Consider the following 24,451-nt stretch of genomic DNA (forward strand, 5'->3'; position numbering starts at 1 on the left):
GTTCAACAGGACGTGTTTATTCGCCGTCCAGCGGCTCCACGCCCTGCGGTTTTCCGGCGCGGTCGAGACGGATTTTCTCGATACGCTTTTCGGCGGCGTTCAACAGCGTCTCGCAATGTTTTTTCAGGGCTTCGCCGCGCTCGTAGATGGCGATCGACTCGTCCAGCGCCACGTCTCCGCGCTCCAGGCGTGCAACAATGCTTTCCAGCTCGGCGACGGCCTTTTCGAAGGAATAACCGCTGACATCGGCTGTGTTGGCATTTTCCGTCATTTTCAACCCTTCATCATTCTCAAAATATGCATGGCCGCCGATTCCGCCAGCCCTTCCAGATCATAACCGCCTTCAAGCAGGCTGACGACCCGGTTCGAGGCGTATTTGTCCGCCATTTCCAGCAGCCGCCCCGTCGCCCAGTCGAAATCCTCGCCCACCAGATTGATCTGCGCCAGCGGATCGCGGTGATGCGCGTCGAAACCGGCGGAGATGATGATGAGATCGGGCGAAAAATCGGCAATCGCCGGCAGGACGCGGGATTTGAACGCCTCGCGAAAATACTCGCTGCCGGTATTGGGGGAAAGTGGCGCGTTGACGACATTGTTCTTCACGCCAGTTTCGTTTTTATCGCCGCTCCACGGGTAAAGCGGCATCTGGTGGGTGGAACAGAACAGCACTGACGTGTCGTTCCAGAAGATATCCTGCGTACCGTTGCCGTGATGCACGTCCCAGTCGATGATGGCGACGCGCTCTGCGCCTTGCACCTTCTGGGCGTGACGGGCGGCGATTGCTGCATTGTTGAAGAGACAGAACCCCATGGCCTTTGCGGTTTCCGCATGGTGGCCGGGCGGGCGGGACGCAACGAAGACGTTGTCGGCGGCACCCGTAAACACGTCATCTACCGCCACCATCGCAGCGCCTATGCCGGTCAGCGCCGCCTGCAGGCTTTTCGGCGAGACATAGGTGTCGGCCTCGACGCGGTTGATCTCGCCATCTTCCTCGGGAATCTGGCGCATGACGGACAGCAGATGCTCCTCCGGATGCGCCAGAAGCACGGCATCCTCGTTGGCCTGCGGCGCTTGCTTGCGGACCAGCCGCTCGAAATTCGGATGTTCGAGCGCAATGTTCAGAGATCGCAGCCGATCCGGCCGCTCGGGATGGCCTTCCGGCGTGATGTGTTCAAGGAAGATCGGATGTTCGTAAAGACGGGTCGCCATTCTCTAATCCTCCCGAAATAAGCTGATCAAGCGCGCTGCGGCAAAAGCGGATAACCGACCATCACAGCGCGGCCGGCAAGGGCGGCAAGCACGGCCTTCAACGCATCGCCGGGAATGAAGGCGAGCGAACCCATGAACGCCTTTTCAAACCCGAGCCCGACCACCAGCGCCAGATAGGAGATGCCGAAGGCATAAAGCACGACCACGCCGCCGGCGAGGCTGGCGATGAAGAAACCGATACCCTGCGTCAGAGCCGACTGGCCGCGATTGACGAGTTTTTCCGAGAGCGTGCCGGTGACGAAAGCGGCAGCAATCCAGCCGATCAGGAAGCCCGTGGTCGGCGTGGTGAAGATGGAAAGGCCGCCGCGTCCGCCTGAGAGGACTGGCAGGCCGATGGCGGCGATGAGGATGGTCAGAAGAACCGCGAGCGTGCCGCGTTTCGCCCCCAGCACGACACCGGCCAGCATGACGCCAAGCGACTGCGCGGTGATGGGCACCGGAATGAAACCAAGCGTGATCGGCGGCAAAAGTCCGAGTGCGATGATGATGGCGGAAAACAGCGAGATCAGCACAAGGTCGCGGGTCGTCATGGCTCGGGAACTCCGGATGGTTGTTTTGCCGTCAGCTTTGGCCTCTGAAACCGCGCGCGTCAATGGCGTCGGCAATGGCATCCGCATCCTTCAACGTCATAATGACGAGCGGCACGATGATCGTGGCCAGCCGAACGGGGAGGCCGCGCGCGCGGTGCGCATCGCGCACCGCATGGTAACGATTGACGATCTCCGGCACGAACCGCACGACGAGCCCGACCGCGAGCCCGATATCGGCCGCCTTGACCAGCCCCAGCCTTTCCAGCGGGGCGGCGGCAAGCGCGATTTCGTCCATGAATTGCGAAATGCTGACGGTGATGGTGACGGCGGTGGCGAGAAGCGCCAGTGCAGTCAGCCGCAGAAGATTGACACTCGCATCGTGTACCGGAAGCAGCAGATAGCTGAAGGCGGCAACGAGGAGAATGGTCAGTATCACCGGGCGTAGCCGCAGGCCGATCTCGCGGAATTGCAGCCGCGTTTCGCGCAGAATGGCGGCGGCGACAACGACGGCGCATCCCAGCAAAAGCAGATCGCGGGTGAGAAACAGCGCAATGCTGAAAACCATCAGCGTCACGAGCTTGAGGCGTGGAGAGACGCGGTAGAGCCAGCCCGTGCCTTCGACATGAAGGGACTTCATCGCGACGCAACCTCCAGATAACGTGCCACCGCCTCTTCGGGGTTGGCGTCTGCAACAAGCTCGCCTTCGTGAAAAACCAGTACGCGATCGAAGCCGGAAAGCAGCGGCAGATCGTGGGTGATGACGACAAGCGCCTGCGACAGCGCAGCCATTGTCTTCTCAACGATCGCGCGGTTTTTGAGGTCGAGCTGATTGGTCGGTTCATCGAGAATGAGGATTTGCGGTTCAGTGACCAGCAGGGCGGCCAGCGCCGCCAGCTGCAATTCGCCGCCGGAAAGCTCGTGCGCGCGCCGTTCTTCCAGATGAGCGATACCGAGCCGGGCAAGCACAGCCTTGACCCGCGTTTCTGTCTCCGTCTTGCCGATACCGAGTCGCTTGAGGCCGAAGGCGACATCGTCGCGTATGATCGGCAGGATGATCTGGTTCTGCGGATTCTGGAAGATGAAACCGACTGCCTGCAATACCGCTCTCGCATCTTTGACGGTGTCGAGACCGTTCACCGACACCTTGCCGCCCGTCGGCTTTGTCAGACCATTGATAAGCCGCGCAAAGGTGGTCTTGCCCGAGCCGTTGAGGCCGATGACGCCGATACGCCGTTCAGTCAATGTCAGGGACACGGGCTGTAAAGCCTGCCTGCCCTCGAAGGCGACGCCTGCGGTGTCGAAACGGATTTCCAAGATTGATGCATCCCTCTATCGCTTTCCGGTTCTATATCGTGTCATCAACAGAAGTGAAACAAAGAACAAAAAAAGAACATTGCAATCCTGAAAAAGCCGTCATACCTTCTGCTTCATGACGATCAAGGTTTCAAACGAAGCGGCAAAGCGGATTTTTCTGGCGCGGCAGGGGCTTTGCTCTCCGCCCGGAAAGGCGCTTTCCAAGGATGGCCTGCTGCAGCTCATTACCGATATCGGTTTCGTGCAGGTGGACAGTATCGGCACGGTGGAGCGCGCCCATCATCAGATAATATTCTCCCGAAACCAGACCTACAGGCGCGAACATCTGACAGCACTGCTGGAAAAGGACCGCGCGCTGTTCGAGCACTGGACGCATGATGCCTCCATCGTGCCGACCGAATTTTACCCCTATTGGAAGCACCGCTTCCGCCGCCGCGAGCCGATCATTCAGGAGCGCTGGCGCAAATGGCATGGTGAGGGGTTCGATGCGGCTTTCGCCGAGACACTGGAGCGCATCGCCGCCTCGGGTCCTGTTCTGGCGCGTGAGTTGAAGGAGGAGGGGCATCAGTCCGGCGGCTGGTGGAACTGGCATCCTTCCAAGACCGCACTCGAATATCTGTGGCACACCGGTAAGCTTGCCATATCCGGCCGCGTGAATTTCCAGAAGGTCTATGATCTGGCGGAGCGGGTCATTCCCGGCGAGCACCACGAAAGCGAAGTGGAGCATACGCAATTCGTCGACTGGGCCTGCCGGCAGGCGCTCACCCGGCTGGGTTTTGCCACCCATGGCGAAATCGCCGCCTTTTTTGATCTCGTTACCCCGCAGGAGGCGAGGGACTGGGTCAAGAGCCACCGTGACGAACTGTGCGAGGTCTCGCTTCTCGCGAGCGATGGCGGTGCTGCCCGTCCGTCCTATGCTTTTGCGGATTTCAGCGCCGATGTCGCCAACCTGCCGGAGCCGTCGTCCCGCGTCCGTGTGCTGAGCCCCTTCGATCCGCTGTTGCGCGACCGCAACCGCACGGAGCGGCTGTTTGGCTTCTATTACCGTATCGAGGTCTTCGTACCCGAGCCGAAACGGCAATATGGCTATTACGTCTTCCCGCTTCTGGAAGGCGACCGGCTGATCGGCCGTATCGACATGAAGGCAGACCGCAAGCGCAGCACGCTGGATGTGCGCCGCCTGTGGCTGGAACCGGACGTGCGCGCCTCAGCGGGAAGGCTCGAGAAACTAGACGCGGAATTGTCGCGACTTGCGAAGTTTACGGGGGTGGAGTGTGTGAATTATCTGGAGGGGTGGCGGGAAGTGTAATTGCGCCTTGAGCCGGCGACTGCCTCTTCCGTCATGCTCGGGCCTGTCCCGAGCATCTGCAACGGAAAATGTATAGGATGCGTCTGCAGATCCTCGGCACAAGACCGAGGATGATGCCGGACGGGCGGAGAGGACGCCAAATCGAAGCGCCCTCGCGACGTCCCTAAATCACCCGATATCCGTTGCCGAAATCTTGATCCCGAAGCCTTCCAGCCCGACATAGTGGCGCTCGCGGGTCGTCATCAGCTTGATCGAGCTGATGCCGAGGTCTTTGAGAATCTGCGCGCCGAGGCCGATTTCCAGCCACTCATTTTCGCGGGAGCGGGCCTGTGCGTGCGCTTCGTCGGGATCACGCGCCTTGCGCCGTCCGTCCACCTGGCCGACGCCGACAGAACCTTCGCGCAGATAGACGATGACGCCGCGGCCTTCTTCGGCGATCTTCTGCATATAGTGCTGCACCGGCTGGCGGTCGCCGAACACGTCGTCAGCAACGTTTTCAGGGTGCAGGCGGACGGGAATATCGACGCCATCGCGGATATCGCCGAAAATCACCGCCATATGCTGCATCCGGTCCCATGGCAGGGAATAGGTATGCGCCTTGGCCGGTCCGAACGGGGTTTGGATGGTGAAGGAGGATTCCATCTCCACCAGCGTTTCCTTGCGCTGGCGATAGGCGATCAGATCGGCGACCGAAACATGCTTCATGCCGTGTTTTTCGGCGAAATCCAGAACCTGCGGACCGCGCATCACCGTGCCATCGTCATTGACCAGCTCGCTGATGACGCCGATGGGCGGCAGGCCGGCGAGTCGGCAGAGATCGACGGCCGCTTCGGTATGGCCGGAACGCATCAGCACGCCGCCTTCGCGGGAAATCAGCGGGAAAATGTGGCCTGGCCGGGTGAAATCCGACGCGCCGACATTCGGGTTGGCGAGATTGCGCACCGTCAAGGTGCGGTCATCCGCGGAAATACCGGTCGTCGTGCCATGCTTGAAGTCGACGCTGACGGTGAAGGCGGTGGTGTGGGCGCTGTCGTTTTCCGCCACCATGGCGTTGAGGTTCAGCCTCTTTGCCTCGTCACGCGGCATGGGCGCGCAAACGATGCCGGATGTGTGGCGCACGATCAGCGCCATTTTTTCCGGCGTGCAATGAACCGCCGAAATAATCAGATCGCCTTCGTTTTCACGGTCGTCGTCGTCGGTCACGACAACGATCTCGCCAGCTTCGAAAGCGCGGATAGCGTCGACGACACGTTTCTGATCATAGGCCATTTCGGATTTACCTCACTTCAACCGGCCGGTCTGGCCACGATCTCTCAAATAATGGTCGGCAACGGTGCAGGCCACCATCGCCTCGCCGATCGGCACGGCGCGGATGCCGACGCAGGGGTCGTGGCGGCCCTTGGTGCGCACATCCACATTGCGGCCGTCGGTGTCGATGGACTGGCGCTCCGTCAGAATGGAGGAGGTGGGCTTGATGGCGAAGCGAGCGATGACGGGCTCGCCAGTCGCGATGCCCCCCAGAATGCCGCCGGCATGGTTCGACAGGAAAATCGGTTTGCCGTCATTGCCCATGCGCATCTCGTCGGCATTCTCCTCGCCGGAAAGCTCAGCCGAGGCAAATCCCTCGCCAATCTCCACGCCCTTGACGGCGTTGATCGACATCAGGCTGGAGGCAATATCCTGATCGAGCTTGGCGTAGATCGGCGCGCCGATGCCGGCCGGAACACCTTCCGCCACGACTTCGACGACCGCGCCGATCGACGATCCCGCCTTGCGGATGCCGTCAAGATATTCTTCCCACACCGGCACCATCGCCGGATCGGGGCAGAAGAACGGGTTCTGATCGACCTGGTCCCAATCCCAATTGTCACGGTTGATCTTGTGTTTGCCGATCTGCACCAGCGCACCACGCACGTTGAGGCTCGGTACCACCTTGCGGGCGATTGCGCCTGCGGCAACACGCGCCGCCGTCTCGCGGGCGGAAGAGCGTCCGCCGCCGCGATAATCGCGAATGCCGTATTTCAGGTCATAGGTGAAGTCGGCATGGCCAGGGCGGAAGCTGCGGGCAATCTCGCCGTAATCCTTGGAACGCTGGTCGGTATTTTCGATCAGCATGGAGATCGGCGTGCCGGTGGTTATCATCGTCTCGCCGTCCTCATCCAGCATCACGCCGGACAGGACTTTGACAATGTCATCTTCACGGCGCTGGGTGACGAAGCGGCTTTGGCCGGGCTTGCGCTTGTCCATCCAGTGCTGCACCTCGGCAAGCGTGAAGCGAATACCGGGCGGGCAGCCGTCCACCACGCAGCCCAAAGCGGGCCCATGGCTTTCGCCCCAGGTGGTAACGCGAAAAAGATGACCGAAGCTGTTATGCGACATATTTCTCTAGACCGGAAAACGAGGGCGCGCCTGCGGACAGGGGCCGTTTAAAACAAGCGGATTTGTCATAGTAGAAAATCGGACCAAGGCAAAAGCCTTTCTTTCATCGCAAGTCCGATAAGACGGTGACGCACCGTTCACGACGCCGAGCAGTCCGGAAAACGACAGGCGTGACGATGGCTGACGACTGGCCGGATGAATGATTCGGCGGAAACGGCGCAGGGTTTTCCAGGTGACAAAAGTGTAAGGGTGCTGGTGTTTTCCACGCTGTTTCGCGGTTTTCCAATATTGCCGGGAAATGCGGTGTAAAAATCACTAACGACTTGAACGTGATCCAAAATCCGTTCATCAATTGGGCCGAAAATGTCATGGTTGCGGGCAATTTCCGCCACATTCGAAAGGCAATTCTTCATGCATGTAAGGTTTTCACGCAAATTCACGAAAGCTAGATCGATGCGTATGATGATTGCCGCCCTTCTGGCCACCGCCAACTTGCTTATGCCTATCAACAGCTACGCCCAGAGCGTCGATGTCGAGGGGACGATCAGCAAGATCGACGTGAATGCGCTGACCATTACCTTGAACGACGGCAAGAATTACCGTGTGCCGGAAGAGTTCAATTTCGAAGGCCTGAAGGCAGGCGTGAAGGTCGTTGTTTTCTACACGGAAGTGGACGGAAAACGCGTGGTCGATGATCTCGAGGTCGTGCAGTAAACTGAGGTTTCGGCTCTGCCTGTTGTCGAGGCGGACCTCTCTAATCCCGGTCGGGAAGCTCCAGAATTTCCATTATGTCGGACTTGATCCGACATCCAGCCGACGAGCGTCTGCGTGGCGGGATTTTTTTCAGCCCAAAGATTTGGGTTGGCCGGGTTCCGGCTCGAGGTCGGAATGAGGGAGCAGGATCGGTACCCTCACGAAATCCACTCAGCACTGTTCCTGTCGATCTCGACCTTCAAAATCCGGTCCTGCGGGATCTGCGTCGTAGAGGCTTCATCCTTGTCCATGCCGGAAACCAGGCGGAAGATCGAGCGGATTACGCCGCCGTGGCAGACACATACCGTCGGCACCTCGACTGAGGAAAGCCATGCGCCAATACGCCAGGACAGGATTTCATAGCTTTCGGCATGCTGACCTGGGGGAATGAAGTCCCACTTGTTGGCCTTGCGCGCTTTCACCCGGTCAGGAAATTCTTTTTTCAGTTCCGGCAGGGTCTGGCCTTCCCAGTCGCCGAAGGAAACTTCGACGAGGCGGTCATCGGTGCGGTATGCGTGGGGATCGAGCCCCATCGCCCCGCGCATCAGCTCCATGGTCTCGCGCGTGCGCCCGAGCGGGCTTGCCACGTAATCGAAATCACGCGCGGAGTCGCCGAGAATTTGCGCCAGAACCTTGCCGTTGCCGACCGCTTGCGCGCGGCCGAAATCATTGAGCGGAATGTCTTTCTGGCCCTGAAGCCGGCGTATCGCATTCCAGTCCGTTTGTCCGTGCCGGATCACATAGACGAGCAAGGCGATACCCCTGTTTCAAAGTTCGGTCGGCTCAGTCTTTGACCACCGAGATATCCGGCGCGTCAACAGCCTTCATGCCGATGGTGTGATAACCGGAATCCACGTGGTGGATTTCGCCGGTGACAGCCGTCGAAAGGTCGGACAGCAGGTAAAGCGCCGACTTGCCGACTTCTTCGATGGAAACGGTGCGCTTCAGCGGCGCGTTGTATTCGTTCCATTTCAGAATGTAACGGAAATCGCCGATACCGGAAGCCGCAAGCGTCTTGATCGGGCCAGCGGAAACCGCGTTGACGCGGATGCCGCGACTGCCGAGGTCTACCGCGAGATAACGCACGCTGGCCTCGAGTGCAGCCTTGGCCACGCCCATGACGTTGTAGTTCGGCATGACCTTCTCGGCGCCGTAATAGGTGAGCGTGATGATCGAACCGCCATCATTCATGATCGGCTCTGCCCGCTTGGCAACGGCGGCCAGCGAGAAGACGGAAATGTCCATGGTGCGGTTGAAGTTGTCGCGGCTGGTGTCGAGATAACGGCCGGTCAGCTCGTCCTTGTCGGAAAAGGCGATGGCGTGCACGACGAAATCGATCTTGCCCCAATGCTTTTCCAGCCCGGCAAAAACCGCATCGATCGTCTCGAGGTCGGTCACGTCACAGTGGCCGGCCATGAAGGCGCCCAGTTCCTGCGCCAGCGGTTCAACACGCTTCTTCAGCGCGTCGCCCTGCCAGGTGAGCGCGATTTCCGCGCCCGCGTCCGCGCAAGCCTTGGCAATGCCCCAAGCGATTGAACGATTATTGGCGACACCCAAGATGATGCCGCGTTTGCCAGCCATAAGGCCGGATGCCTGAGCCATTGTATGCTCCCTGATACTTTCGATTGATCCTGCCTATGGCATAGGCTGCAATCCTGTTCAAGATTGCCGAGGATCATCTACTGTTAGGGAACGTAACAAAGGGTGCGTTGTCCCGCCTATTCGCAAAACTTTTACAAATAAAGGCCTTCGCGCATGTGGCGCATGAGGTCAGTCACCTTCTCGTCCGGCTTTTCGAGCAGGATGATGCGCAATTCGATGACGAGATCGCCATATCCACCCTTGCCGTCCGCAAGCCCCTTTTCGGCAAGCCGCAGCTCGCGATCGGAGCCGGACCAGGCAGGAATGGTCACGGTTTCCTCGCCAAGCGGCGTCCGGATACTCGTCTCGCAACCCAGAACCGCGTCACTGAGAGAGATTGGCAGCGTCGTATGAATATCGAAGCCTCGAAGGGAAAAGGCGTCGTCGCGTGCCGCCAGCAACGTGACGGCCAGATCGCCACGCGCAATGTTCGGCAGCTTCAGCCCCTGGCCCTTTAGCCGCACCACATGACCGTCCGTCATGCCGGGTTCAAGCTGGAAGCGTACCTCGCGTTCGTCGGCAAGGGATACGGTGATCCATTTGCGCTCCAGAAGTTCGGTGACCGTAACGGTGGCTTCCGCCGTGATGTCAGGTGCCTTTTCCGGCGGCGTCTGCGGGGGGCGGAAGCGACGCACGAGAGCGCTGAAGAGGTTGGCGGCGAGCGAAGCGGCTGCGGTTTCGCTTGCAGACGTCTGCGTGGTCTCGCCAGCACCGGGCGCGTCGCCCTTAACGCCCGTGGCTGCGGCTTTCGCCGCTTCGGCTGCCTGCTGCACCTTGGGGTCGTTCTGCGCGTCTGCGCCGAAAATCCGCTCGACGATATCTTCGGCCGTTTCGGGTTTTGCATCGGCTTTCTGGCCGGTTTGCGCCCTGTTGCGGGCATCCGCACGGGCCAGTTCCTCCATCAGCTTCTCAGCGGCCCTGGCGCGCTCGGCTGCCTCGCGCGCCGCCTCCCGCTGCTGCATGATTGTTTCGCCGCGCTGCCTTTTCTCGGCCGCCTTGCGGGCCTGGTCGTAAAGATCGCGCTTTTTGGGGTCTTTCAGAAGATCGTAGGCCTGCCCGACCTCGGCGAATCGCGCCGACGCGTCAGGGTCATCGCGATTGGCGTCCGGATGGACGGTTTTTGCCTTCGTGCGCCAGGCAGCCTTGATGTCTTCGTGACGGGCGTCACGTTTTAAGCCGAGGATAGAATACGGATCGCGCATGCGAAACACCAGTTACGTTGGCTCAGGCACGTGCAGCCGCTCATGGCGCAATCCTGAAACAAACCCCTCCGAAAAGGGATGCCTGCGATCATTCGCATGCATGCCCTCGGTTCAAACAACGTCGACTGTGGCAATAAGTTGCTAAGCAGTTGTTTACGGGGAATGCGCGCTGCCATGCGGCCGGATTAATTCCGCGCGCCAGGGTAAACAGTTTATTTCTGTTCGAAGCGGGTGAGTAACCATTCGCCGGTTTCCGACAGGCAGGCCTGTCCGGCATAACTCGCCACACCTTCGAAAGAGTGGCGTGTCGTCTTGAAATCGCGGCAGACGAAACCGCTGGACTTGTCTTCGTGAATGGTGGTGACGACACCGGCGCTGCCGGTTGCGGCATTGGCCCAGGGCAGGGGCTGTTCCGCGAGTTTGGTGAGATCCGCCGATGTGACCGCATTGCGGATGGTCGCGTCGTCGGTCTGCGGGTTATTATTGGGCTGGTTGGGAACGGAGGCGGTGGAAAGCGAGCGATCGACCTTGTCGCCGCCGAACAGGTCAAGGCTGACGCATCCGCTCAGCACCACAAGCATTGACACGATGGCGGAAACTTCCGCTATCGATGAAAGGAGGCCCTTTGTTCGACTGTTCGACTTTGCTATGACGGTCACCATCTTTCGCCAGAGATCATCTCTGGGGTCCAAATCAGCTCGGGAGCATTTTAGTCAATATGTCGGAAACGGGGTTAACATCCAGTGACTTCACTGAAGAAAATGAACCGTTCACGCTTTTTGCCGAATGGCTGAAGGACGCGACGGCCTCCGAAATCAACGATCCGAACGCGGTAGCACTCGCAACCGTCGATGAAAACGGCCTGCCGAATGTGCGCATGGTGCTGCTGAAGGACGTCGACGATCGCGGCTTCGTTTTCTATACGAATTTCGAAAGCCAGAAGGGGCGCGAGATCCTGGGCCAGAAAAAAGCGGCCATGTGTTTCCACTGGAAAAGCCTGCGCCGGCAGGTGCGTCTGCGCGGCGAGGTGGAGATCGTTACCGACGCGGAAGCGGATAGCTATTACGCCTCGCGTCCGCGCGGAAGCCGCATCGGCGCCTGGGCGTCGAAGCAGTCGCGGCCGCTGGAAGGCCGGTTTGCGCTGGAAAAGGCGGTTGCCGAATACACCGCGAAATATGCGATCGGCGATATTCCGCGCCCCTCCTACTGGTCCGGTTTCCGCATTCGCCCGGTCAGCATCGAGTTCTGGCACGACCGCAAGTTCCGCCTGCACGACCGTGTCGAATTCCGCCGCGAGACGCCGGATGAACCGTGGTCCAAGGTCCGCATGTATCCTTGAAAGCTGCAGGGGGCAGGCCGTCCTTGCCTGCCTATTTCAGCAGCGAATCAAATAGCGGCAGGCCGATGACGGCGGAAATGGCGATCAGGCCGTAGCAGATGCGCCTGAACGCCGCCTCGTCGGCAAGCCCGTGCAGCCGCGCACCGGCATAAAGACCCGCCCCGTAAAACGGCAGGGCCAGCAGGAAAAAAACAAAGACGTCAGCGGTGAACAGGCCACCAAAAAAATAGCTGGTGGCGGATATCACGGTCGAAATCGCGAAATAGAGAATGACATTGGCGCGCACGAAAGCGCCCTTGAGGGCGCCGCCAAGCCAATAGGCGACGATGGGTGGACCGCCCAGTTGCGCCGCACCTGAAAACAGCCCGGCAACAAGCCCGGTGAACAGGGTGAGCGGCGTTTTCGGCCGGCCGCTGTAACGCCAGCCGGAAACGAGAAATAACAGCAGCACGACAACCACGATGGAAATGATCCAGCGCAGGGTGAGCGGATCCCCGCCGGAAAGCAGCAGCGTTCCAAGCGGGACACCGACAAGCGCACCGGCTGCCATGGTGAAGACTTCACGCCGGTCGGCCATGCGCCAGGCCGGCGGTATCATGCCGAGCGTCAAAACGCCGTCCACCATAAGAAGAACCACCGAGGCGATGCGCGGGCCGACAATGGCGCTTGCCAGCGGAATGAAGATGAGGGCCGCACCAAAGCCGGAAAAGCCGCGGGCAAGTCCGGCGAGAAAGGCGGCGCCCGCAAACAAGGCGAGCAGCGTCGGACTATGCGCGGTGATGAGAGCCGGGAAAAAATCGAGGAGAGGCATGGGTGACTGCATGGGTTTCGAATACCTCTTTATCCCGCATGCAGGCACCTGTCGCGGAAATTTCAGCTGATTATCGCACGATATGCTTTCGAATCGACGCCGCCGGAGAATCGTGATCAGACTTGTATCTCACGAACAAAGGATGAACAAATGCTTGCTGTCTTGATGCGCCAGTTTGAAGCTGCCTCACAGAAATACGCTGAGGAAAATGGGATCGTCCGCGATCCCGACTGGTATATGCTGAAGCTCCAGGAGGAGGTTGGTGAGGTCACGCAGGCCTGGAACCGGCTGACGGGGCGTGGGCGCAGCAAAGACAGAAGCGAAGAGGAGATGAAACTCGATCTTGCCGACGAAACCGCCGATCTCCTCGGCCACGTTTTGCTGCTCGCCCATTATAACGGTCTCGACATCGAAGCATCGATAGAGCGCAAGTGGCGTTTTACACCGTCGGTTTGACAGTTTGCGGGGAGGGACGCGACCCTAGCGCTGCGGCTCTGCCGCTGCCGCGATTATGAGAGCGAAACGATAGAGAGCAGAGCTGCGAGAATGGCGGCCACCGGCGTCATGACCTGCCGCAGGGTAATCTGAAATGCGCAAAGAGCGAGCAATATCAGCGCCGCTCCGTTTATGGATGTGCCGATAATTGAATTCGGGCAGGATCGGCCTGCCAGCCTATATGTGAGGCACCATAAAGACCAATGGCTAAAGGCATGCGCCGCGCCTTCATGCCTCTGATAACGGCGCCTCTTGCAGGAGACCGGCAACCGCATGAAGATCGCTTGAAACGGCGATACATTTTTCCCGCATTTCCTCGGTCGGCGGCGCGACATCCGGCACCATGATCGTCATCATGCCCGCCGAGGAGGCGGAGCGCACGCCGTGCCAGGAATCCTCCAGCGCCAGGCAACGACCCGGATCGATGCCGAGACGTTTTGCGGCAGTAAGATATGGCATGGGCGACGGCTTCGGCTCCGAATAGTCGCCGCGGGCGACGATGGTATCGAAACGTTTGAGCAGGTCATAGGGGCCGAGATGGCGCGTGACGGAATCGTGCCTCGAGGAGGTGGCGATGGCGCGGCGTATATCGAGCCTGTCGAGAAGATCGAGGATTTCGACGACGCCGGGTTTCAGCGCCACGCCTTCCGCCATCATCACGGCAAGATGCCGGAGCCAGGCGTCACGGAAGCTGTCGATCGGAAAATCCGCGCCATAATCGGCGAAAATGGTGCCGGTAATGACATCCCACGGGCTGCCGCAGACCTTCTGATAGGTCTCGACCCGCATTCCGTGGCCGCCCTCATCTGACGCGGCCAGAAAGGAATCGCGATAAAGCGTCTCGCTTTCGATCAGCAATCCATCCATGTCGAAAACGACTGCATGCGGGAGAAAAGGCAGCATGGCGGCTCAACCGAACCGGAAGGGGCGTTCGCCGAGGCTTTCGAACGGGCGGAGCAGGTAACCGTCCGGATCGGCAACGATGAATTGCCGGTTACCGACCTCGACTGTGCCGCGCCTGTACCATTTTTCCTCTGACGGCAGGACAAGATCGATCGAGGCCCGCTCAAGCCGCGCGAGGATGGGCAGCAGGGAAGGAACGGCAAGTTGCAGATTCATGCCGCGGCCCAGCGGAAATTCAAGCGCTGCATTTTCCGCCACGAAGGTCCGGGTCGCACCGATCTGGTCGATCATCAGCTGCGCATCACCCAGCGCCAGATAGGCAAAGCCCTCTTCGGCGCGCTCATAAACCACATGAAAACCGATCAGGTCGCAATAAAAAGCGCGGCTTTTCTGCCAGTCGCTGACGGCTAGTTCCGGGACGAGGGCATTTCGTATGATGGTCATGGTCTCCTTTGCCGCGCAGGCCCGGCGACGGGAGGCGTGGCCTGCGGTGATGGGGCGATATTATCGTCTTCCGGGTGACTTGCCAGAGGAATCCTCATCATGGCAGCCATGTGCGGAGTTGTGGGCTGAAGCAGGTTCAACTTTTCGCCCTGCCACAGCTTTTCTCACCTCATGCCGGGCATGATCCGGCATCCAGTCAGCCCAGGTCCTTGGGCTGAAAAGACTCATCTCGCCAAGCGGACGCGGATAGGCTGGATTCCGGCTCGAGGCCGGAACTACGCCTTCGTGCCGCCGACGGTGATCTGGTCCATGCGCAGATGCGGCTGGCCGACGCCAACCGGCACCCATTGCCCGGCCTTGCCGCAATTGCCGATGCCGGTGTCCAGTTTCGAATCGTTGCCGATCATCGAGACGCGCTTCATTGCGTCCGGCCCGTTGCCGATCAGCATTGCACCCTTCACCGGCGCGCCGATCTTGCCGTTCTCGATGAGATAAGCCTCGGTGCAGCCGAACACGAACTTGCCTGATGTGATATCCACCTGACCGCCACCGAAGGAAACGGCATAGATGCCCTTCTTGACGGAGGAGATGATCTCCTCGGGCGTCTTGTCGCCTGACAGCATGTAGGTGTTGGTCATGCGCGGCATCGGCACATAGGCATAACCCTGCCGGCGGCCATTGCCTGTCGCCTTTGCACCCATCAGCCGGGCGTTCTGGCGGTCCTGCATGTATCCCACCAGCCTGCCGTTCTCGATCAGCACATTATAGGCCGACGGTGTTCCCTCGTCGTCGACGGTGAGCGAACCACGGCGGCTGTCGATGGTGCCGTCATCCACCACAGTAACACCCGGGGCTGCCACCATCTCGCCCATCAGGCCGGCAAAGGCCGAGGTTTTCTTGCGGTTGAAATCGCCTTCGAGGCCATGGCCCACAGCCTCATGCAGCATGACGCCGGGCCAGCCGGAGCCGAGAACCACATCCATGGTGCCGGCCGGCGCATCGACGGCGGTCAGGTTGACGAGCGCCTGGCGCAGCGCTTCGTCCGCACCGCGCTGCCAGTTCTCCGTGGTAATGAAATCGCCAAAGCCGACGCGGCCGCCAATGCCGTAGGAGCCGCTTTCCTGCCTGTCGCCTGCACCTGCGACCACGGAAATATTGATACGGGTCATGGGCCTGACATCGCTGACGCGATGGCCATCGGCGCGCAGAATATCCACTACCTGCCAGCTTGCGGAAATCGTCGCCGTCACCTGTCGGACATTCGCGTCTTTGTCGCGCAAATAGGCGTCGATATCGGTGAGAAGTTTCACCTTCTCCTCGAAGCTCGGGCTGCCGATCGGGTTTTCGTCGCCATAGAGCTTTTTGTTAGTGCGCTGCGGGGCTGCGGCATAGGAACCGGAATACCCTCTGGTCACGGCGCCAACCGCATCCGAAGCTCGCTTCAGCGCAGCCTGCGACAGCTCGCCCGCATGGGCGTAGCCAACGGTCTCGCCGGCAACGGCGCGCAGGCCAAAACCCTGGTCGGTATTGAAGGAGCCGCCCTTGAGGCGGCCGTTGTCGAAGGTCAGCGATTCGGCCTGCGCATGTTCGATGAACAACTCGCCATCGTCTGCGCCGGTGAGCGCTTCCGCGACCAGCTTGCGCAACTGCGTCTCGTCGCAATCGAAGAGATTTACAAGGTCGTTGGTCATGGGAGGCTCCAAACTGAATAGTGTCTGGCAAGCATGTAGGATTGTGGGGCGTCGGTGGCAAGCCAAAGCGTGATTTGGCTCAAGTCAGCTTGAATATGAGATGCACGAAAAAAGCCATGGCCACATAGACAGGGACGCTATGGAGAAGAACCAGCAACGTCAGACGTCCCCAGTGCTCAGGCGGATTCGGCACGACGCGTTCCCAGTGGAACTGCGACAGAATATTCCCAGTGACAATCATAATCAGCATTTGCGGCTGCGCGTTTCCTACCATGAAATCGGGCAAGAGGCCACTTTCATGAGCAAAGCTCACCGCAAAAGCAAATAGTAGAAGTACCAGAAAAACGCCGCAAAACTGACGGAGGGTTACCGGTTTTCTATATTTCATGATATCCGAAAATAGTTAAAACAATACTTTCATGGTAGAGTTTTAGTCTCTCGGATTCAACCTTATTGTTTAAGGAAGCGCGTCGTAGCCTTCGGCAAAGCCGGTGAGCTCGATCGGAATACCGACACGATCCTGATCGACGGATTCACGCAGCGCGAAAACCGCGTTCTTGCCGGCGCGCAGAACCTTCAGCAGCTCGTCGTCAATATCGACCTCGACATAGCAGCCTTCGGAGAAGCAGCGGGTGAAATAGGCGCGGCCAATATTGTTGTTGTCGATATAAAGCTCCATGCCGTCCTTCAGGAGCACGCCAAGCGGTGCGAGGATACGCAGGATGCGCGACTTGCGGTCCGCGGTTTTCAGGACCACCACCGAAAGCCCCACTTCTGGGCGGTCGTCGGCAATCACGTTCTGCATCAGGGCGCATTGATCTTCGGATGCGCCTGCCGGCTTGTCGCAGATCACCGACCATGCTCCATGCGTCGACTTCGGCGTTCCGGGCGGCTGCTGTTGCGCCAGCGCCGCTGCGGCGGGAGCGATGATGGCAAGACCGGCGGCGGCAAGAAAAGTGCGCGCGAGCGGGGAAAGACGCATGGATACCTCTGGGATTCGAATCAGTGCGGCTATTTTGACGCCATAATCCGGAAAAAAAAGCCTTGGTACCTCAATTCCAGCCGAGTTGGGCGGAAATAGGACCTGTTGCCGGGTGCAGGCGCCTGATTTGACCGTGCGGCAGCCGGTGCCTGTTGGCTGAAGCCTGCTGCAAAAGCGCTGCCAGCAGGGGCTGCGCCGGATTTTGACCATTGCCAAGCGCGCCTGAAATATCTTGCAGGATACGGGACATGGGAAACTCGGCTGCGACGAACAATGGTGAAATTGGCTGACATCCGTGTCCTTACGCATATTGCGGCAGAGGACAAACTGTGGTTTGAAGTTAGTACCATAAGCATGGATTCTGCGTCTGTAATTGATCAAGATCAGACGCGTGAGGGAGAGGGTACCGTGACGAATAGGATTTACGCAGCATTGGCGGGGATGACCTGTCTGCTCACGGCTGTCGGCGCCCACGCCGATCAGCCGGTGCATTGGCAAATGGGCATGCAGGAGGCCGCCACGCCGATCATGCACGAAATACGCTGGTTTGAACAATATACGCTCTGGTTCATTGTTCCGGTTACGCTTTTCGTTCTTGCGCTGCTCATTATCGTCGCCTTGAAATTCCGTGCAGCGAAAAATCCGGTGCCGTCCAAGACCAGCCACAACACCGCGATCGAAGTGGTGTGGACGCTTGCGCCGGTTCTCATTCTCCTGTTCCTCGCTTTCCCGTCGTTCAATCTTCTGAACGCGCAGCTGACGCAGCCGGAAAACCCTGATCTGACGCTGAAGGCGACTGCGACGCAATGGCTCTGGAACTACGAATACAAGGCTGCCGAGGGCGCCGAGCCGCTCGCCTTCGACAGCTATCTGCTTAAAGAGCAGGATCGTGCAGCTGCAGGCAAGGAGGACAAGGCCCGCTACCCGCGTCTTCTCGCGGTAGACAATGAAATGGTCGTTCCGGTCGGCAAGACCGTTCGCCTTCTGGTGACGGCGGCGCCTACGGATGTCATCCACGCCTTCGCCATGCCCGCTTTCGGTGTTAAGATCGACGCCGTTCCGGGCCGCCTCAACGAAACTTGGTTCAAGCCGGAGAAGGAAGGCCTTTATTACGGCCAGTGTTCCGAGCTTTGCGGCAAGGACCACGCCTTCATGCCGATCGCCATTCGGGTGGTTTCCGAACAGCAGTACAGTGCCTGGCACGCCGCCGCCGCTTCAGATCTGAACGGCGCGAACCGGGCACTGATGGCCTCCGTCGATGGCGCTCCGCGCACGGTCGACGTTGCCGCCAACGAAACCAACTGAGACCTGGAGTGACGACAATGGCTGGACCTTCCGCACACGACGATCATCACTCGCATGGTCAATCCGCTCATGATGGGCACGCGCATGATGATCATTCGCATGATCATTCCCACAAGCCGGGCTTTTTCGCCCGCTGGTTCCTGTCGACCAACCATAAGGACATCGGCACGCTCTACCTGATCTTCGCCATCATGGCGGGCATCATCGGTGGCGGGCTTTCGGTTGTCATGCGTATGGAGCTGCAGGAGCCTGGCATCCAGATCTTCCACGGTCTGGCCTCCATGGTTTACGGCTTCGAGGGCGACGCCGCCATCGACGGCGGCAAGCACATGTTCAACGTGTTCACGACAGCGCACGCGCTCATCATGATCTTCTTCATGGTCATGCCGGCGATGATCGGCGGCTTTGCCAACTGGATGATCCCGATCATGATCGGCGCTCCTGACATGGCTTTCCCGCGCCTCAACAATATTTCCTTCTGGCTGATCGTTCCGGCGTTCATCCTGCTGCTCCTGTCGCTTTTCGTCGAAGGTCCGGCGGGCGGTTACGGCGTGGGTGGCGGCTGGACCATGTATCCGCCGCTTTCGACCAACGGCATGCCGGGACCGGCGGTGGATCTTGCGATCTTCTCGCTGCACGTTGCCGGCGCGTCGTCGATCCTTGGCGCCATCAACTTCATCACCACCATCCTCAACATGCGCGCTCCGGGCATGACGCTGCACAAGATGCCGCTTTTTGCCTGGTCGGTTCTGGTCACCGCATTCCTGCTGCTGCTTTCCCTGCCGGTTCTGGCTGGTGGCATCACCATGCTTCTGACCGACCGTAACTTCGGCACGGCATTCTTCTCGCCGGAAGGCGGCGGTGATCCGATCCTCTACCAGCACCTGTTCTGGTTCTTCGGCCACCCGGAAGTATACATCCTGATCCTGCCCGGCTTCGGCATCATCAGCCACATCGTGTCCACCTTCTCCAAGAAGCCGGTCTTCGGCTATCTCGGCATGGCATACGCCATGGTCGCCATCGGCGCTGTCGGCTTCATCGTGTGGGCGCACCACATGTATACGGTCGGCCTTTCGCTGGAAGCGCAGCGTTATTTCGTCTTCGCAACCATGGTCATCGCGGTGCCGACAGGTATCAAGATCTTCTCGTGGATCGCGACGATGTGGGGTGGTTCGCTGACCTTCTCGACCCCGATGGTCTGGGCAATCGGCTTCATCTTCCTGTTCACGGTCGGCGGTGTCACCGGCGTCCAGCTCGCCAATGCCGGTCTCGACCGTTCGCTGCACGACACCTACTACGTCGTGGCGCACTTCCATTACGTTCTGTCGCTCGGCGCGGTCTTCGCGATCTTCGCCGGCTGGTATTACTGGTTCCCGAAGATCACCGGCTACATGTACAACGAGTTCATCGGCAAGCTGCACTTCTGGGTGATGTTCGTTGGCGTGAACCTGATCTTCTTCCCGCAGCACTTCCTCGGCCTTGCCGGCATGCCGCGTCGTTACATCGATTATCCCGATGCCTATGCCGGCTGGAACCTGGTGTCTTCCTATGGTTCCTATATCTCGGCCGTTGCCGTGTTGATCTTCCTCTTCGGTGTTTGGGAAGCCTTCGCCAAGAAGCGGATCGCTGGCAACAATCCCTGGGGTGAAGGTGCGACGACGCTCGAATGGCAGCTGTCCTCTCCGCCGCCGTACCACCAGTGGGAACAGCTTCCGCGCATTCGCTGAATGCCGGACCGGAGTGCGCGGGCAGGGCTTGCGAACTCCGGAAGCTGAAAAGAGGGGATGGTGTGGGCTTATCCGCGCCGTTTCCCTTGAGGCGGACGGAGTCTGCTGCTGCGTGAGGCATTTTGTCCAAGCGAAGCTTTTCGTGCGACATGATAAAAGCCAAGTACTGCCACTATGAATGGGCAGACGCAGCAGGGCGACGGAACGGGCGTGGCGATATGCCAGGCGCATGGCATCGGGTCTTTGACCCCGGTGCTGCTCGTGCCGGAACGTTCGGACCAATGAATTGACGCACCGTGCACGCCGAAAACGACACTCTGTTTTCGGGCTGGTGCAAGGGATGCCGCGGCAAGCGGCATCTGAAGAAAAACAGGATACGAAATGACCGTCATCGACAATCGCGAAATGCTTGGCCTGGAAAGCTCCGAACTTTCGGAAGCCGGCGCGCGCGATTATTTCGAGTTGCTGAAACCGCGCGTCATGTCGCTCGTCGTCTTCACGGCGTTTGCGGGCCTCGTGCTGGCGCCGGGCCACATCAACCCGGTCCTCGGCCTCATCGCCATTCTCTGTATTGCCGTCGGTGCCGGCGCATCCGGCGCGCTCAACATGTGGTACGATGCAGATATCGACGCCGTGATGAGCCGCACCGCCAAGCGGCCGATCCCGTCCGGCCGCGTAGCACCTGGCGAGGCCCTGGCCTTCGGGCTGACGCTCTCGGCCTTTTCGGTGGTCATCCTCGGGCTTGCGGTCAACTGGTTCTCCGCCGGACTGCTCGCCTTCACCATTTTCTTCTACGCCGTCGTTTATACGATGTGGCTGAAACGCTCGACACCGCAGAACATCGTCATTGGTGGTGCTGCCGGCGCTTTCCCGCCCATGCTTGGCTGGGCCTGCGTCACCGGCGGCGTTTCGCTTGATAGCGTCATCCTCTTCCTCATCATCTTCTTGTGGACACCAGCCCATTTCTGGGCGCTGGCGCTGTTCAAGATGCGCGACTACGGCTCCGTCGGCATTCCGATGATGCCGAACGTGGCGGGCGAGCGCTCCACCAAGAACCAGATGATCGTTTACGCCGTGCTGACGGCTGCAGTTGCGGTCGCGCCGTATTTCACCGGTCTGGCGAGCCTCGGTTATGGCATTTTCGCCGCCGTGCTGAGCGCGATCTTTGTGTACTGTTCGCTCGATGTCCGGCGCATGCCTGACGGTGACGAAAAAATGCTGCCCGCCAAGAAGATGTTCGCCTATTCGGTGCTTTACCTCTTCGCCATCTTCTCCGGCCTTTTGGCCGATCATTTCGCTCCGGCCCTGAAAGCCGTGATTTCGGGAGTTTTTTGATGGAAACCGTGGAACTGAGCGCGGCGCAGAAAAAATCGAGGCGCGGGCGCAACGTCGCGCTCGGCGTCTTGCTCGCCGGTTTGGTGGTGCTGTTTTACGTCATCACCATCATCAAGATCGGTTCGCATTGACGGCCTGACAGTGAGGGCATGATCGGAGGAGAGGAGGGGGACATGGCGAATACTGGGGCAAATATCGGGGCAGACAAGGCAACGGCCGGCACGCAGCGGGTGAGCAATCGCTCCATCCTCGTGCTCTGTCTCGTCTTTTTCTGCGCTATGATCGGCATGGCCTATGCCGCCGTTCCGCTCTACAGCCTGTTCTGCCGCGTCACTGGCTATAACGGCACGACCCAGCGCGTCGAGCAATATTCCGACGTCATTCTCGACAAAACCATCAACGTCACCTTCGACGCCAATACGTCGAATGGCCTCAACTGGGATTTCCGCCCGGTCGACAAGCTGGTCACGCCGAAAATCGGCGAGACTGTGCAGATCAATTTCAAGGCGACGAACCGCTCAGCGGTGGCAACCACGGGCACGGCGGTCTTTAACGTCACGCCCATGGAAGCAGGCGCTTATTTCAACAAGGTGGAGTGTTTCTGCTTCACTGAAACGACGCTTCAGCCGGGCGAAACGCTCGAAATGCCGGTGGTGTTTTTCATCGATCCGGATATCGCCACGGCGCGCGAAACGAAGAACATTCATACTTTGACGCTGTCCTATACGTTTTATCCGGCCAAAACCGAAAAACCGGTTGCGTCCTTGCCGGTAAAGACTGAATCTGGCGAAAGCAAATTGTGAGAGGAGACTCGGGCCTTTTGAGCAGGGCCGGGTCTGGGAAGAGATACCAGGGGATTGTCACACATGGCAGATACGCATCAAAAGAACCACGACTACCACATCATAGATCCAAGCCCCTGGCCGCTTCTGGCCTCGATCGGCGCCTTCATTCTGACCTTCGGCGGCGTCTGTTACATGCGTTACCTGTCGGCTGGCTCCTTCAAGCTGTTCGGCATGGAACTGGCCAATCCCTGGCTGTTTTATATCGGTCTCGTCATCGTGCTCTACACCATGTACGCATGGTGGGCAGACACGATCAAGGAAGCCAATGAGGGTAGCCACACCCGCGTCGTTTCGCTTCACCTGCGTTACGGCATGATCATGTTCATCGCCTCTGAGGTGATGTTCTTCGTCGCGTGGTTCTGGGCCTATTTCGATGCCAGCCTTTATCCGCACGAGGCCATTCAGGCGTCGCGCCTCGAATATACCGGCGGTCAGTGGCCGCCAAAGGGCATCGAGGTCATCGATCCCTGGCACCTGCCGCTCTACAACACCGTCATCCTGCTTTTGTCGGGCACCTGCGTCACCTGGGCGCACCATGCCCTGCTGCACAATGACCGCAAGGGGCTGATCACCGGTCTCGTCCTCACCGTTGCCCTCGGCGTCCTGTTCTCGACCGTGCAGGTTTACGAATACATGCACGCCCCGTTCGACTTCAAGAACTCGATCTATGGTGCGACCTTCTTCATGGCGACCGGCTTCCACGGTTTCCACGTTTTCGTCGGCACGGTTTTCCTGCTGGTCTGCCTGCTGCGCGCCATTGCCGGCGGTTTCACGCCGAAACAGCATTTCGGCTTCGAAGCGGCTGCCTGGTACTGGCACTTCGTTGACGTCGTCTGGCTGTTCCTGTTCTTCGCGATCTACATCTGGGGCGGCTGGGGCGCGCCGCTGGCGGAGTGATGCGGTTTGTTTTCTGACTCGGAGGGCGGCATCTGCCGCCCTTTGTGTTTAAACAGGCGGGCCGGACGGAGGTTTAACCGGCCCAAGGCGGGAGGCCATCATGTCTGAACCCGGAAACGGCGGCTTTGCGCCGGTGGACCCAATAAAAGTCGGGCTGAAGGGCTGCTGCCCGCGTTGCGGCAATGGCAGGCTGTTCGACGGCTTCCTGACCCCGAAACCCGCATGCAGCGCCTGCGGGCTGGATTATGGCTTTGCCGATGCGGGCGAAGGCCCGGCCGTCTTTGTCATGCTGATCGTCGGTTTCCTTGTCGTCGGGCTGGCGCTTTGGTTCGATCAGCGTTTTGCGCCACCCGTCTGGGTGCATGCCATGCTCTGGTTGCCTTTCGCGGTGATCGTCTCCCTCGTGCTGCTGCGCAAGATGAAGGGCATCATGATTGCGCTGCAATACCGCAACAATGCAAGCGAAGGCAGGCTTGATCGTGAATGAGGTTTCCCACATGAAGGCGGCGGAAAGACGCATCTGGTTTGCCGCGCCGCTCGTCCTTTTGGCACTTGCCATCCTTCTCGGGCTAGGCACATGGCAGGTGAAGCGGCTTTACTGGAAAGAAGCGCTGATTGCCGATATCCAGGCGCGGCGCAACGCAAGTCCGGCCACGCTCTCGCAGATCGAGGTCATTGCCAAAAGCGGCGGCGAAATTGAATATCGCAGGGTCAACGTTTCCGGCGTTTTCGATCATGCCCGCGAGCGGCATTTCTTCGCCACCCACGAGGGCAGAACCGGCTATTACATCTATACTCCGCTGTCGCTTGCCGATGGCCGCATCCTCTTCGTCAATCGCGGCTTCGTGCCTTTTGAGATGAAGGAGGCGACGAAGCGGCCTGAAGGGCAGGTCGCTGGCGAGGTGGAGATCAAGGGGCTGGCGCGCGCGCCGCTCGTTGCAAAACCGTCTTCCCTGCTGCCGGATAACGATATCGCCAAGAACATCTTCTACTGGAAGGATCTGGCGGCCATGGCGTCGAGCACCGATATCCCGCCCAACAGGCTGGTCAACCTGTTCGTGGATGCCGACGATGCGCCGAACCCCGGCGGCTGGCCACAGGGCGGCGTGACGCTGATAGATTTGCCCAACAATCACCTGCAATATGCGATAACGTGGTATGGTCTGGCGGCGGCCCTTGTCATCGTCGCCGGTTTTGCCTATTTCCGGAACGGTAAGGCGCAAGGTGAATAACGCGCGCCCTGTCCGGTAAGGCTGGCTACCGGGCAAGGGCAAGGAGCA

At 59.5% G+C, this 24,451-nt stretch carries 29 protein-coding genes; 12 read left to right on the top strand and 17 right to left on the bottom strand.

Annotated features, from left to right (window positions below; all coding sequences use genetic code 11):
* Positions 1-16 precede the first annotated feature (16 nt).
* From G6L97_RS01925 to G6L97_RS01945, 5 genes are read right to left on the bottom strand one after another with little or no spacing between them, the layout of a single operon-like run.
* Positions 17-271: an exodeoxyribonuclease VII small subunit gene (locus G6L97_RS01925; protein WP_003503059.1), complete on the bottom strand. Its 255-nt coding sequence runs from the start codon at positions 269-271 to the stop codon at positions 17-19.
* Between the two features lie 2 nt (positions 272-273).
* The gene (locus G6L97_RS01930; RefSeq protein ID WP_111783281.1) at positions 274-1,209 is read right to left on the bottom strand and encodes a histone deacetylase family protein; all 936 of its coding nucleotides are present in this window, start codon (positions 1,207-1,209) and stop codon (positions 274-276) included.
* Between the two features lie 26 nt (positions 1,210-1,235).
* The gene (locus tag G6L97_RS01935; RefSeq protein WP_035197936.1) at positions 1,236-1,799 is read right to left on the bottom strand and encodes a biotin transporter BioY; all 564 of its coding nucleotides are present in this window, start codon (positions 1,797-1,799) and stop codon (positions 1,236-1,238) included.
* A gap of 31 nt (positions 1,800-1,830) precedes the next feature.
* Positions 1,831-2,436 carry an energy-coupling factor transporter transmembrane component T family protein gene (locus tag G6L97_RS01940; RefSeq protein WP_065661300.1) on the bottom strand — a complete coding sequence of 202 codons (606 nt, stop codon included), beginning with the start codon at positions 2,434-2,436 and terminating at the stop codon, positions 1,831-1,833.
* The gene (locus G6L97_RS01945) at positions 2,433-3,113 is read right to left on the bottom strand and encodes an energy-coupling factor ABC transporter ATP-binding protein (protein ID WP_065661299.1); all 681 of its coding nucleotides are present in this window, start codon (positions 3,111-3,113) and stop codon (positions 2,433-2,435) included. The genes G6L97_RS01940 and G6L97_RS01945 overlap by 4 nt, the downstream gene beginning before the upstream one ends.
* Positions 3,114-3,228: 115 nt before the next feature.
* On the opposite strand from G6L97_RS01945, the gene G6L97_RS01950 reads away from it, so the two are divergent.
* Positions 3,229-4,422, top strand: coding sequence for a winged helix-turn-helix domain-containing protein (locus tag G6L97_RS01950; protein WP_174002658.1), 1,194 nt, complete (start codon positions 3,229-3,231; stop codon positions 4,420-4,422).
* Between the two features lie 168 nt (positions 4,423-4,590).
* Here G6L97_RS01950 and ribB read toward each other — a convergent pair whose 3' ends face one another.
* Both ribB and aroC read right to left on the bottom strand, forming a co-directional pair.
* Complete coding sequence (gene ribB, locus G6L97_RS01955; RefSeq protein WP_003511757.1) at positions 4,591-5,691, bottom strand: 3,4-dihydroxy-2-butanone-4-phosphate synthase; 1,101 nt, start codon at positions 5,689-5,691, stop codon at positions 4,591-4,593.
* 12 nt (positions 5,692-5,703) lie between these two features.
* Positions 5,704-6,801, bottom strand: a complete 1,098-nt coding sequence (aroC, locus tag G6L97_RS01960) for a chorismate synthase (protein WP_003511758.1) — start codon at positions 6,799-6,801, stop codon at positions 5,704-5,706.
* A gap of 453 nt (positions 6,802-7,254) precedes the next feature.
* On the opposite strand from aroC, the gene G6L97_RS01965 reads away from it, so the two are divergent.
* Positions 7,255-7,515, top strand: a complete 261-nt coding sequence (locus tag G6L97_RS01965) for a DUF1344 domain-containing protein (protein WP_003511760.1) — start codon at positions 7,255-7,257, stop codon at positions 7,513-7,515.
* 197 nt (positions 7,516-7,712) lie between these two features.
* On the opposite strand, the gene G6L97_RS01970 is transcribed toward G6L97_RS01965, so the two are convergent.
* The 4 genes from G6L97_RS01970 to G6L97_RS01985 all read right to left on the bottom strand — a co-directional run bounded on the left by G6L97_RS01970 (position 7,713) and on the right by G6L97_RS01985 (position 11,059).
* Complete coding sequence (locus G6L97_RS01970; RefSeq protein ID WP_003511761.1) at positions 7,713-8,306, bottom strand: histidine phosphatase family protein; 594 nt, start codon at positions 8,304-8,306, stop codon at positions 7,713-7,715.
* A gap of 31 nt (positions 8,307-8,337) precedes the next feature.
* Positions 8,338-9,156 (bottom strand): enoyl-ACP reductase FabI, encoded by an 819-nt coding sequence (gene fabI, locus G6L97_RS01975; protein ID WP_003511762.1) that lies wholly within the window; start codon positions 9,154-9,156, stop codon positions 8,338-8,340.
* Between the two features lie 131 nt (positions 9,157-9,287).
* Positions 9,288-10,397, bottom strand: coding sequence for a DnaJ C-terminal domain-containing protein (locus tag G6L97_RS01980; RefSeq protein WP_111783278.1), 1,110 nt, complete (start codon positions 10,395-10,397; stop codon positions 9,288-9,290).
* Positions 10,398-10,609: 212 nt separating this feature from the next.
* The gene (locus G6L97_RS01985; RefSeq protein ID WP_003511767.1) at positions 10,610-11,059 is read right to left on the bottom strand and encodes an RT0821/Lpp0805 family surface protein; all 450 of its coding nucleotides are present in this window, start codon (positions 11,057-11,059) and stop codon (positions 10,610-10,612) included.
* A gap of 56 nt (positions 11,060-11,115) precedes the next feature.
* Between G6L97_RS01985 and pdxH the strand changes: the two genes are divergently transcribed.
* Positions 11,116-11,736, top strand: a complete 621-nt coding sequence (gene pdxH, locus G6L97_RS01990; protein WP_003511768.1) for a pyridoxamine 5'-phosphate oxidase — start codon at positions 11,116-11,118, stop codon at positions 11,734-11,736.
* Between the two features lie 31 nt (positions 11,737-11,767).
* On the opposite strand, the gene G6L97_RS01995 is transcribed toward pdxH, so the two are convergent.
* Entirely contained in the window at positions 11,768-12,547 is a 780-nt protein-coding gene (locus tag G6L97_RS01995) for a sulfite exporter TauE/SafE family protein (protein ID WP_162686620.1), read from the bottom strand.
* Positions 12,548-12,697: 150 nt separating this feature from the next.
* Here G6L97_RS01995 and G6L97_RS02000 point away from each other — a divergent pair, with 150 nt between their 5' ends.
* Complete coding sequence (locus G6L97_RS02000) at positions 12,698-13,003, top strand: pyrophosphohydrolase domain-containing protein (protein WP_111783277.1); 306 nt, start codon at positions 12,698-12,700, stop codon at positions 13,001-13,003.
* Positions 13,004-13,270: 267 nt separating this feature from the next.
* Here G6L97_RS02000 and G6L97_RS02005 read toward each other — a convergent pair whose 3' ends face one another.
* The 5 genes from G6L97_RS02005 to G6L97_RS02025 all read right to left on the bottom strand — a co-directional run bounded on the left by G6L97_RS02005 (position 13,271) and on the right by G6L97_RS02025 (position 17,062).
* Entirely contained in the window at positions 13,271-13,945 is a 675-nt protein-coding gene (locus tag G6L97_RS02005; RefSeq protein WP_111783276.1) for an HAD family hydrolase, read from the bottom strand.
* Positions 13,946-13,951: 6 nt separating this feature from the next.
* Positions 13,952-14,389, bottom strand: a complete 438-nt coding sequence (locus G6L97_RS02010; protein ID WP_003511773.1) for a bleomycin resistance protein — start codon at positions 14,387-14,389, stop codon at positions 13,952-13,954.
* 275 nt (positions 14,390-14,664) lie between these two features.
* Positions 14,665-16,080 (bottom strand): metalloprotease TldD, encoded by a 1,416-nt coding sequence (gene tldD / locus G6L97_RS02015; RefSeq protein ID WP_111783275.1) that lies wholly within the window; start codon positions 16,078-16,080, stop codon positions 14,665-14,667.
* 79 nt (positions 16,081-16,159) lie between these two features.
* Positions 16,160-16,468: a hypothetical protein gene (locus G6L97_RS02020; protein ID WP_038490085.1), complete on the bottom strand. Its 309-nt coding sequence runs from the start codon at positions 16,466-16,468 to the stop codon at positions 16,160-16,162.
* 69 nt (positions 16,469-16,537) lie between these two features.
* Positions 16,538-17,062, bottom strand: coding sequence for an invasion associated locus B family protein (locus G6L97_RS02025; protein ID WP_003511775.1), 525 nt, complete (start codon positions 17,060-17,062; stop codon positions 16,538-16,540).
* A 441-nt stretch (positions 17,063-17,503) separates the two neighbouring features.
* Here G6L97_RS02025 and coxB point away from each other — a divergent pair, with 441 nt between their 5' ends.
* The 8 genes from coxB (at position 17,504) to G6L97_RS02065 (ending at position 24,403) form a co-directional block, all read left to right on the top strand.
* The gene (gene coxB, locus G6L97_RS02030; RefSeq protein ID WP_236762567.1) at positions 17,504-18,367 is read left to right on the top strand and encodes a cytochrome c oxidase subunit II; all 864 of its coding nucleotides are present in this window, start codon (positions 17,504-17,506) and stop codon (positions 18,365-18,367) included.
* Between the two features lie 17 nt (positions 18,368-18,384).
* The gene (ctaD, locus tag G6L97_RS02035; RefSeq protein WP_003511781.1) at positions 18,385-20,094 is read left to right on the top strand and encodes a cytochrome c oxidase subunit I; all 1,710 of its coding nucleotides are present in this window, start codon (positions 18,385-18,387) and stop codon (positions 20,092-20,094) included.
* Positions 20,095-20,475: 381 nt separating this feature from the next.
* Positions 20,476-21,429: a heme o synthase gene (gene cyoE / locus G6L97_RS02040; RefSeq protein ID WP_065688067.1), complete on the top strand. Its 954-nt coding sequence runs from the start codon at positions 20,476-20,478 to the stop codon at positions 21,427-21,429.
* A complete protein-coding gene (locus G6L97_RS02045) occupies positions 21,429-21,560 on the top strand; it encodes a hypothetical protein (protein WP_013635615.1) in 132 nt (43 codons plus the stop codon). The genes cyoE and G6L97_RS02045 overlap by 1 nt, the downstream gene beginning before the upstream one ends.
* Positions 21,561-21,602: 42 nt before the next feature.
* Complete coding sequence (locus tag G6L97_RS02050; RefSeq protein WP_003511786.1) at positions 21,603-22,232, top strand: cytochrome c oxidase assembly protein; 630 nt, start codon at positions 21,603-21,605, stop codon at positions 22,230-22,232.
* Between the two features lie 63 nt (positions 22,233-22,295).
* Positions 22,296-23,171, top strand: coding sequence for a cytochrome c oxidase subunit 3 (locus G6L97_RS02055; RefSeq protein WP_003511788.1), 876 nt, complete (start codon positions 22,296-22,298; stop codon positions 23,169-23,171).
* Between the two features lie 100 nt (positions 23,172-23,271).
* On the top strand, positions 23,272-23,658 hold the full coding sequence (locus G6L97_RS02060) for a DUF983 domain-containing protein (protein ID WP_065658253.1): 387 nt from the start codon (positions 23,272-23,274) through the stop codon (positions 23,656-23,658).
* A gap of 10 nt (positions 23,659-23,668) precedes the next feature.
* Entirely contained in the window at positions 23,669-24,403 is a 735-nt protein-coding gene (locus G6L97_RS02065; protein ID WP_065658304.1) for an SURF1 family protein, read from the top strand.
* Positions 24,404-24,451: the final 48 nt, after the last annotated feature.

The sequence above is a fragment of the Agrobacterium tumefaciens genome, assembly GCF_013318015.2.
Classification (GTDB): domain Bacteria; phylum Pseudomonadota; class Alphaproteobacteria; order Rhizobiales; family Rhizobiaceae; genus Agrobacterium; species Agrobacterium tumefaciens.

Excerpts from the sequence above, each read along its gene's own strand:
- tldD (WP_111783275.1), bottom strand. The coding sequence starts at position 16,080 with ATGACCAACGACCTTGTAAATCTCTTCGATTGCGACGAGACGCAGTTG.
- G6L97_RS01985 (WP_003511767.1), bottom strand. The coding sequence starts at position 11,059 with ATGGTGACCGTCATAGCAAAGTCGAACAGTCGAACAAAGGGCCTCCTT.
- G6L97_RS01930 (WP_111783281.1), bottom strand. The coding sequence starts at position 1,209 with ATGGCGACCCGTCTTTACGAACATCCGATCTTCCTTGAACACATCACG.
- G6L97_RS01950 (WP_174002658.1), top strand. The coding sequence starts at position 3,229 with ATGACGATCAAGGTTTCAAACGAAGCGGCAAAGCGGATTTTTCTGGCG.
- G6L97_RS01995 (WP_162686620.1), bottom strand. The coding sequence starts at position 12,547 with ATGCCTCTCCTCGATTTTTTCCCGGCTCTCATCACCGCGCATAGTCCG.
- aroC (WP_003511758.1), bottom strand. The coding sequence starts at position 6,801 with ATGTCGCATAACAGCTTCGGTCATCTTTTTCGCGTTACCACCTGGGGC.
- G6L97_RS02005 (WP_111783276.1), bottom strand. The coding sequence starts at position 13,945 with ATGCTGCCTTTTCTCCCGCATGCAGTCGTTTTCGACATGGATGGATTG.
- G6L97_RS02025 (WP_003511775.1), bottom strand. The coding sequence starts at position 17,062 with ATGCGTCTTTCCCCGCTCGCGCGCACTTTTCTTGCCGCCGCCGGTCTT.
- G6L97_RS02010 (WP_003511773.1), bottom strand. The coding sequence starts at position 14,389 with ATGACCATCATACGAAATGCCCTCGTCCCGGAACTAGCCGTCAGCGAC.
- G6L97_RS02000 (WP_111783277.1), top strand. The coding sequence starts at position 12,698 with ATGCTTGCTGTCTTGATGCGCCAGTTTGAAGCTGCCTCACAGAAATAC.
- G6L97_RS02045 (WP_013635615.1), top strand. The coding sequence starts at position 21,429 with ATGGAAACCGTGGAACTGAGCGCGGCGCAGAAAAAATCGAGGCGCGGG.
- G6L97_RS01940 (WP_065661300.1), bottom strand. The coding sequence starts at position 2,436 with ATGAAGTCCCTTCATGTCGAAGGCACGGGCTGGCTCTACCGCGTCTCT.
- G6L97_RS01980 (WP_111783278.1), bottom strand. The coding sequence starts at position 10,397 with ATGCGCGATCCGTATTCTATCCTCGGCTTAAAACGTGACGCCCGTCAC.
- G6L97_RS01925 (WP_003503059.1), bottom strand. The coding sequence starts at position 271 with ATGACGGAAAATGCCAACACAGCCGATGTCAGCGGTTATTCCTTCGAA.
- G6L97_RS02065 (WP_065658304.1), top strand. The coding sequence starts at position 23,669 with ATGAAGGCGGCGGAAAGACGCATCTGGTTTGCCGCGCCGCTCGTCCTT.
- G6L97_RS02060 (WP_065658253.1), top strand. The coding sequence starts at position 23,272 with ATGTCTGAACCCGGAAACGGCGGCTTTGCGCCGGTGGACCCAATAAAA.
- G6L97_RS01965 (WP_003511760.1), top strand. The coding sequence starts at position 7,255 with ATGCGTATGATGATTGCCGCCCTTCTGGCCACCGCCAACTTGCTTATG.
- fabI (WP_003511762.1), bottom strand. The coding sequence starts at position 9,156 with ATGGCTCAGGCATCCGGCCTTATGGCTGGCAAACGCGGCATCATCTTG.
- G6L97_RS02050 (WP_003511786.1), top strand. The coding sequence starts at position 21,603 with ATGGCGAATACTGGGGCAAATATCGGGGCAGACAAGGCAACGGCCGGC.
- G6L97_RS02020 (WP_038490085.1), bottom strand. The coding sequence starts at position 16,468 with ATGAAATATAGAAAACCGGTAACCCTCCGTCAGTTTTGCGGCGTTTTT.
- cyoE (WP_065688067.1), top strand. The coding sequence starts at position 20,476 with ATGACCGTCATCGACAATCGCGAAATGCTTGGCCTGGAAAGCTCCGAA.
- ribB (WP_003511757.1), bottom strand. The coding sequence starts at position 5,691 with ATGGCCTATGATCAGAAACGTGTCGTCGACGCTATCCGCGCTTTCGAA.
- ctaD (WP_003511781.1), top strand. The coding sequence starts at position 18,385 with ATGGCTGGACCTTCCGCACACGACGATCATCACTCGCATGGTCAATCC.
- pdxH (WP_003511768.1), top strand. The coding sequence starts at position 11,116 with ATGTCGGAAACGGGGTTAACATCCAGTGACTTCACTGAAGAAAATGAA.
- G6L97_RS01935 (WP_035197936.1), bottom strand. The coding sequence starts at position 1,799 with ATGACGACCCGCGACCTTGTGCTGATCTCGCTGTTTTCCGCCATCATC.
- G6L97_RS02055 (WP_003511788.1), top strand. The coding sequence starts at position 22,296 with ATGGCAGATACGCATCAAAAGAACCACGACTACCACATCATAGATCCA.
- coxB (WP_236762567.1), top strand. The coding sequence starts at position 17,504 with ATGACCTGTCTGCTCACGGCTGTCGGCGCCCACGCCGATCAGCCGGTG.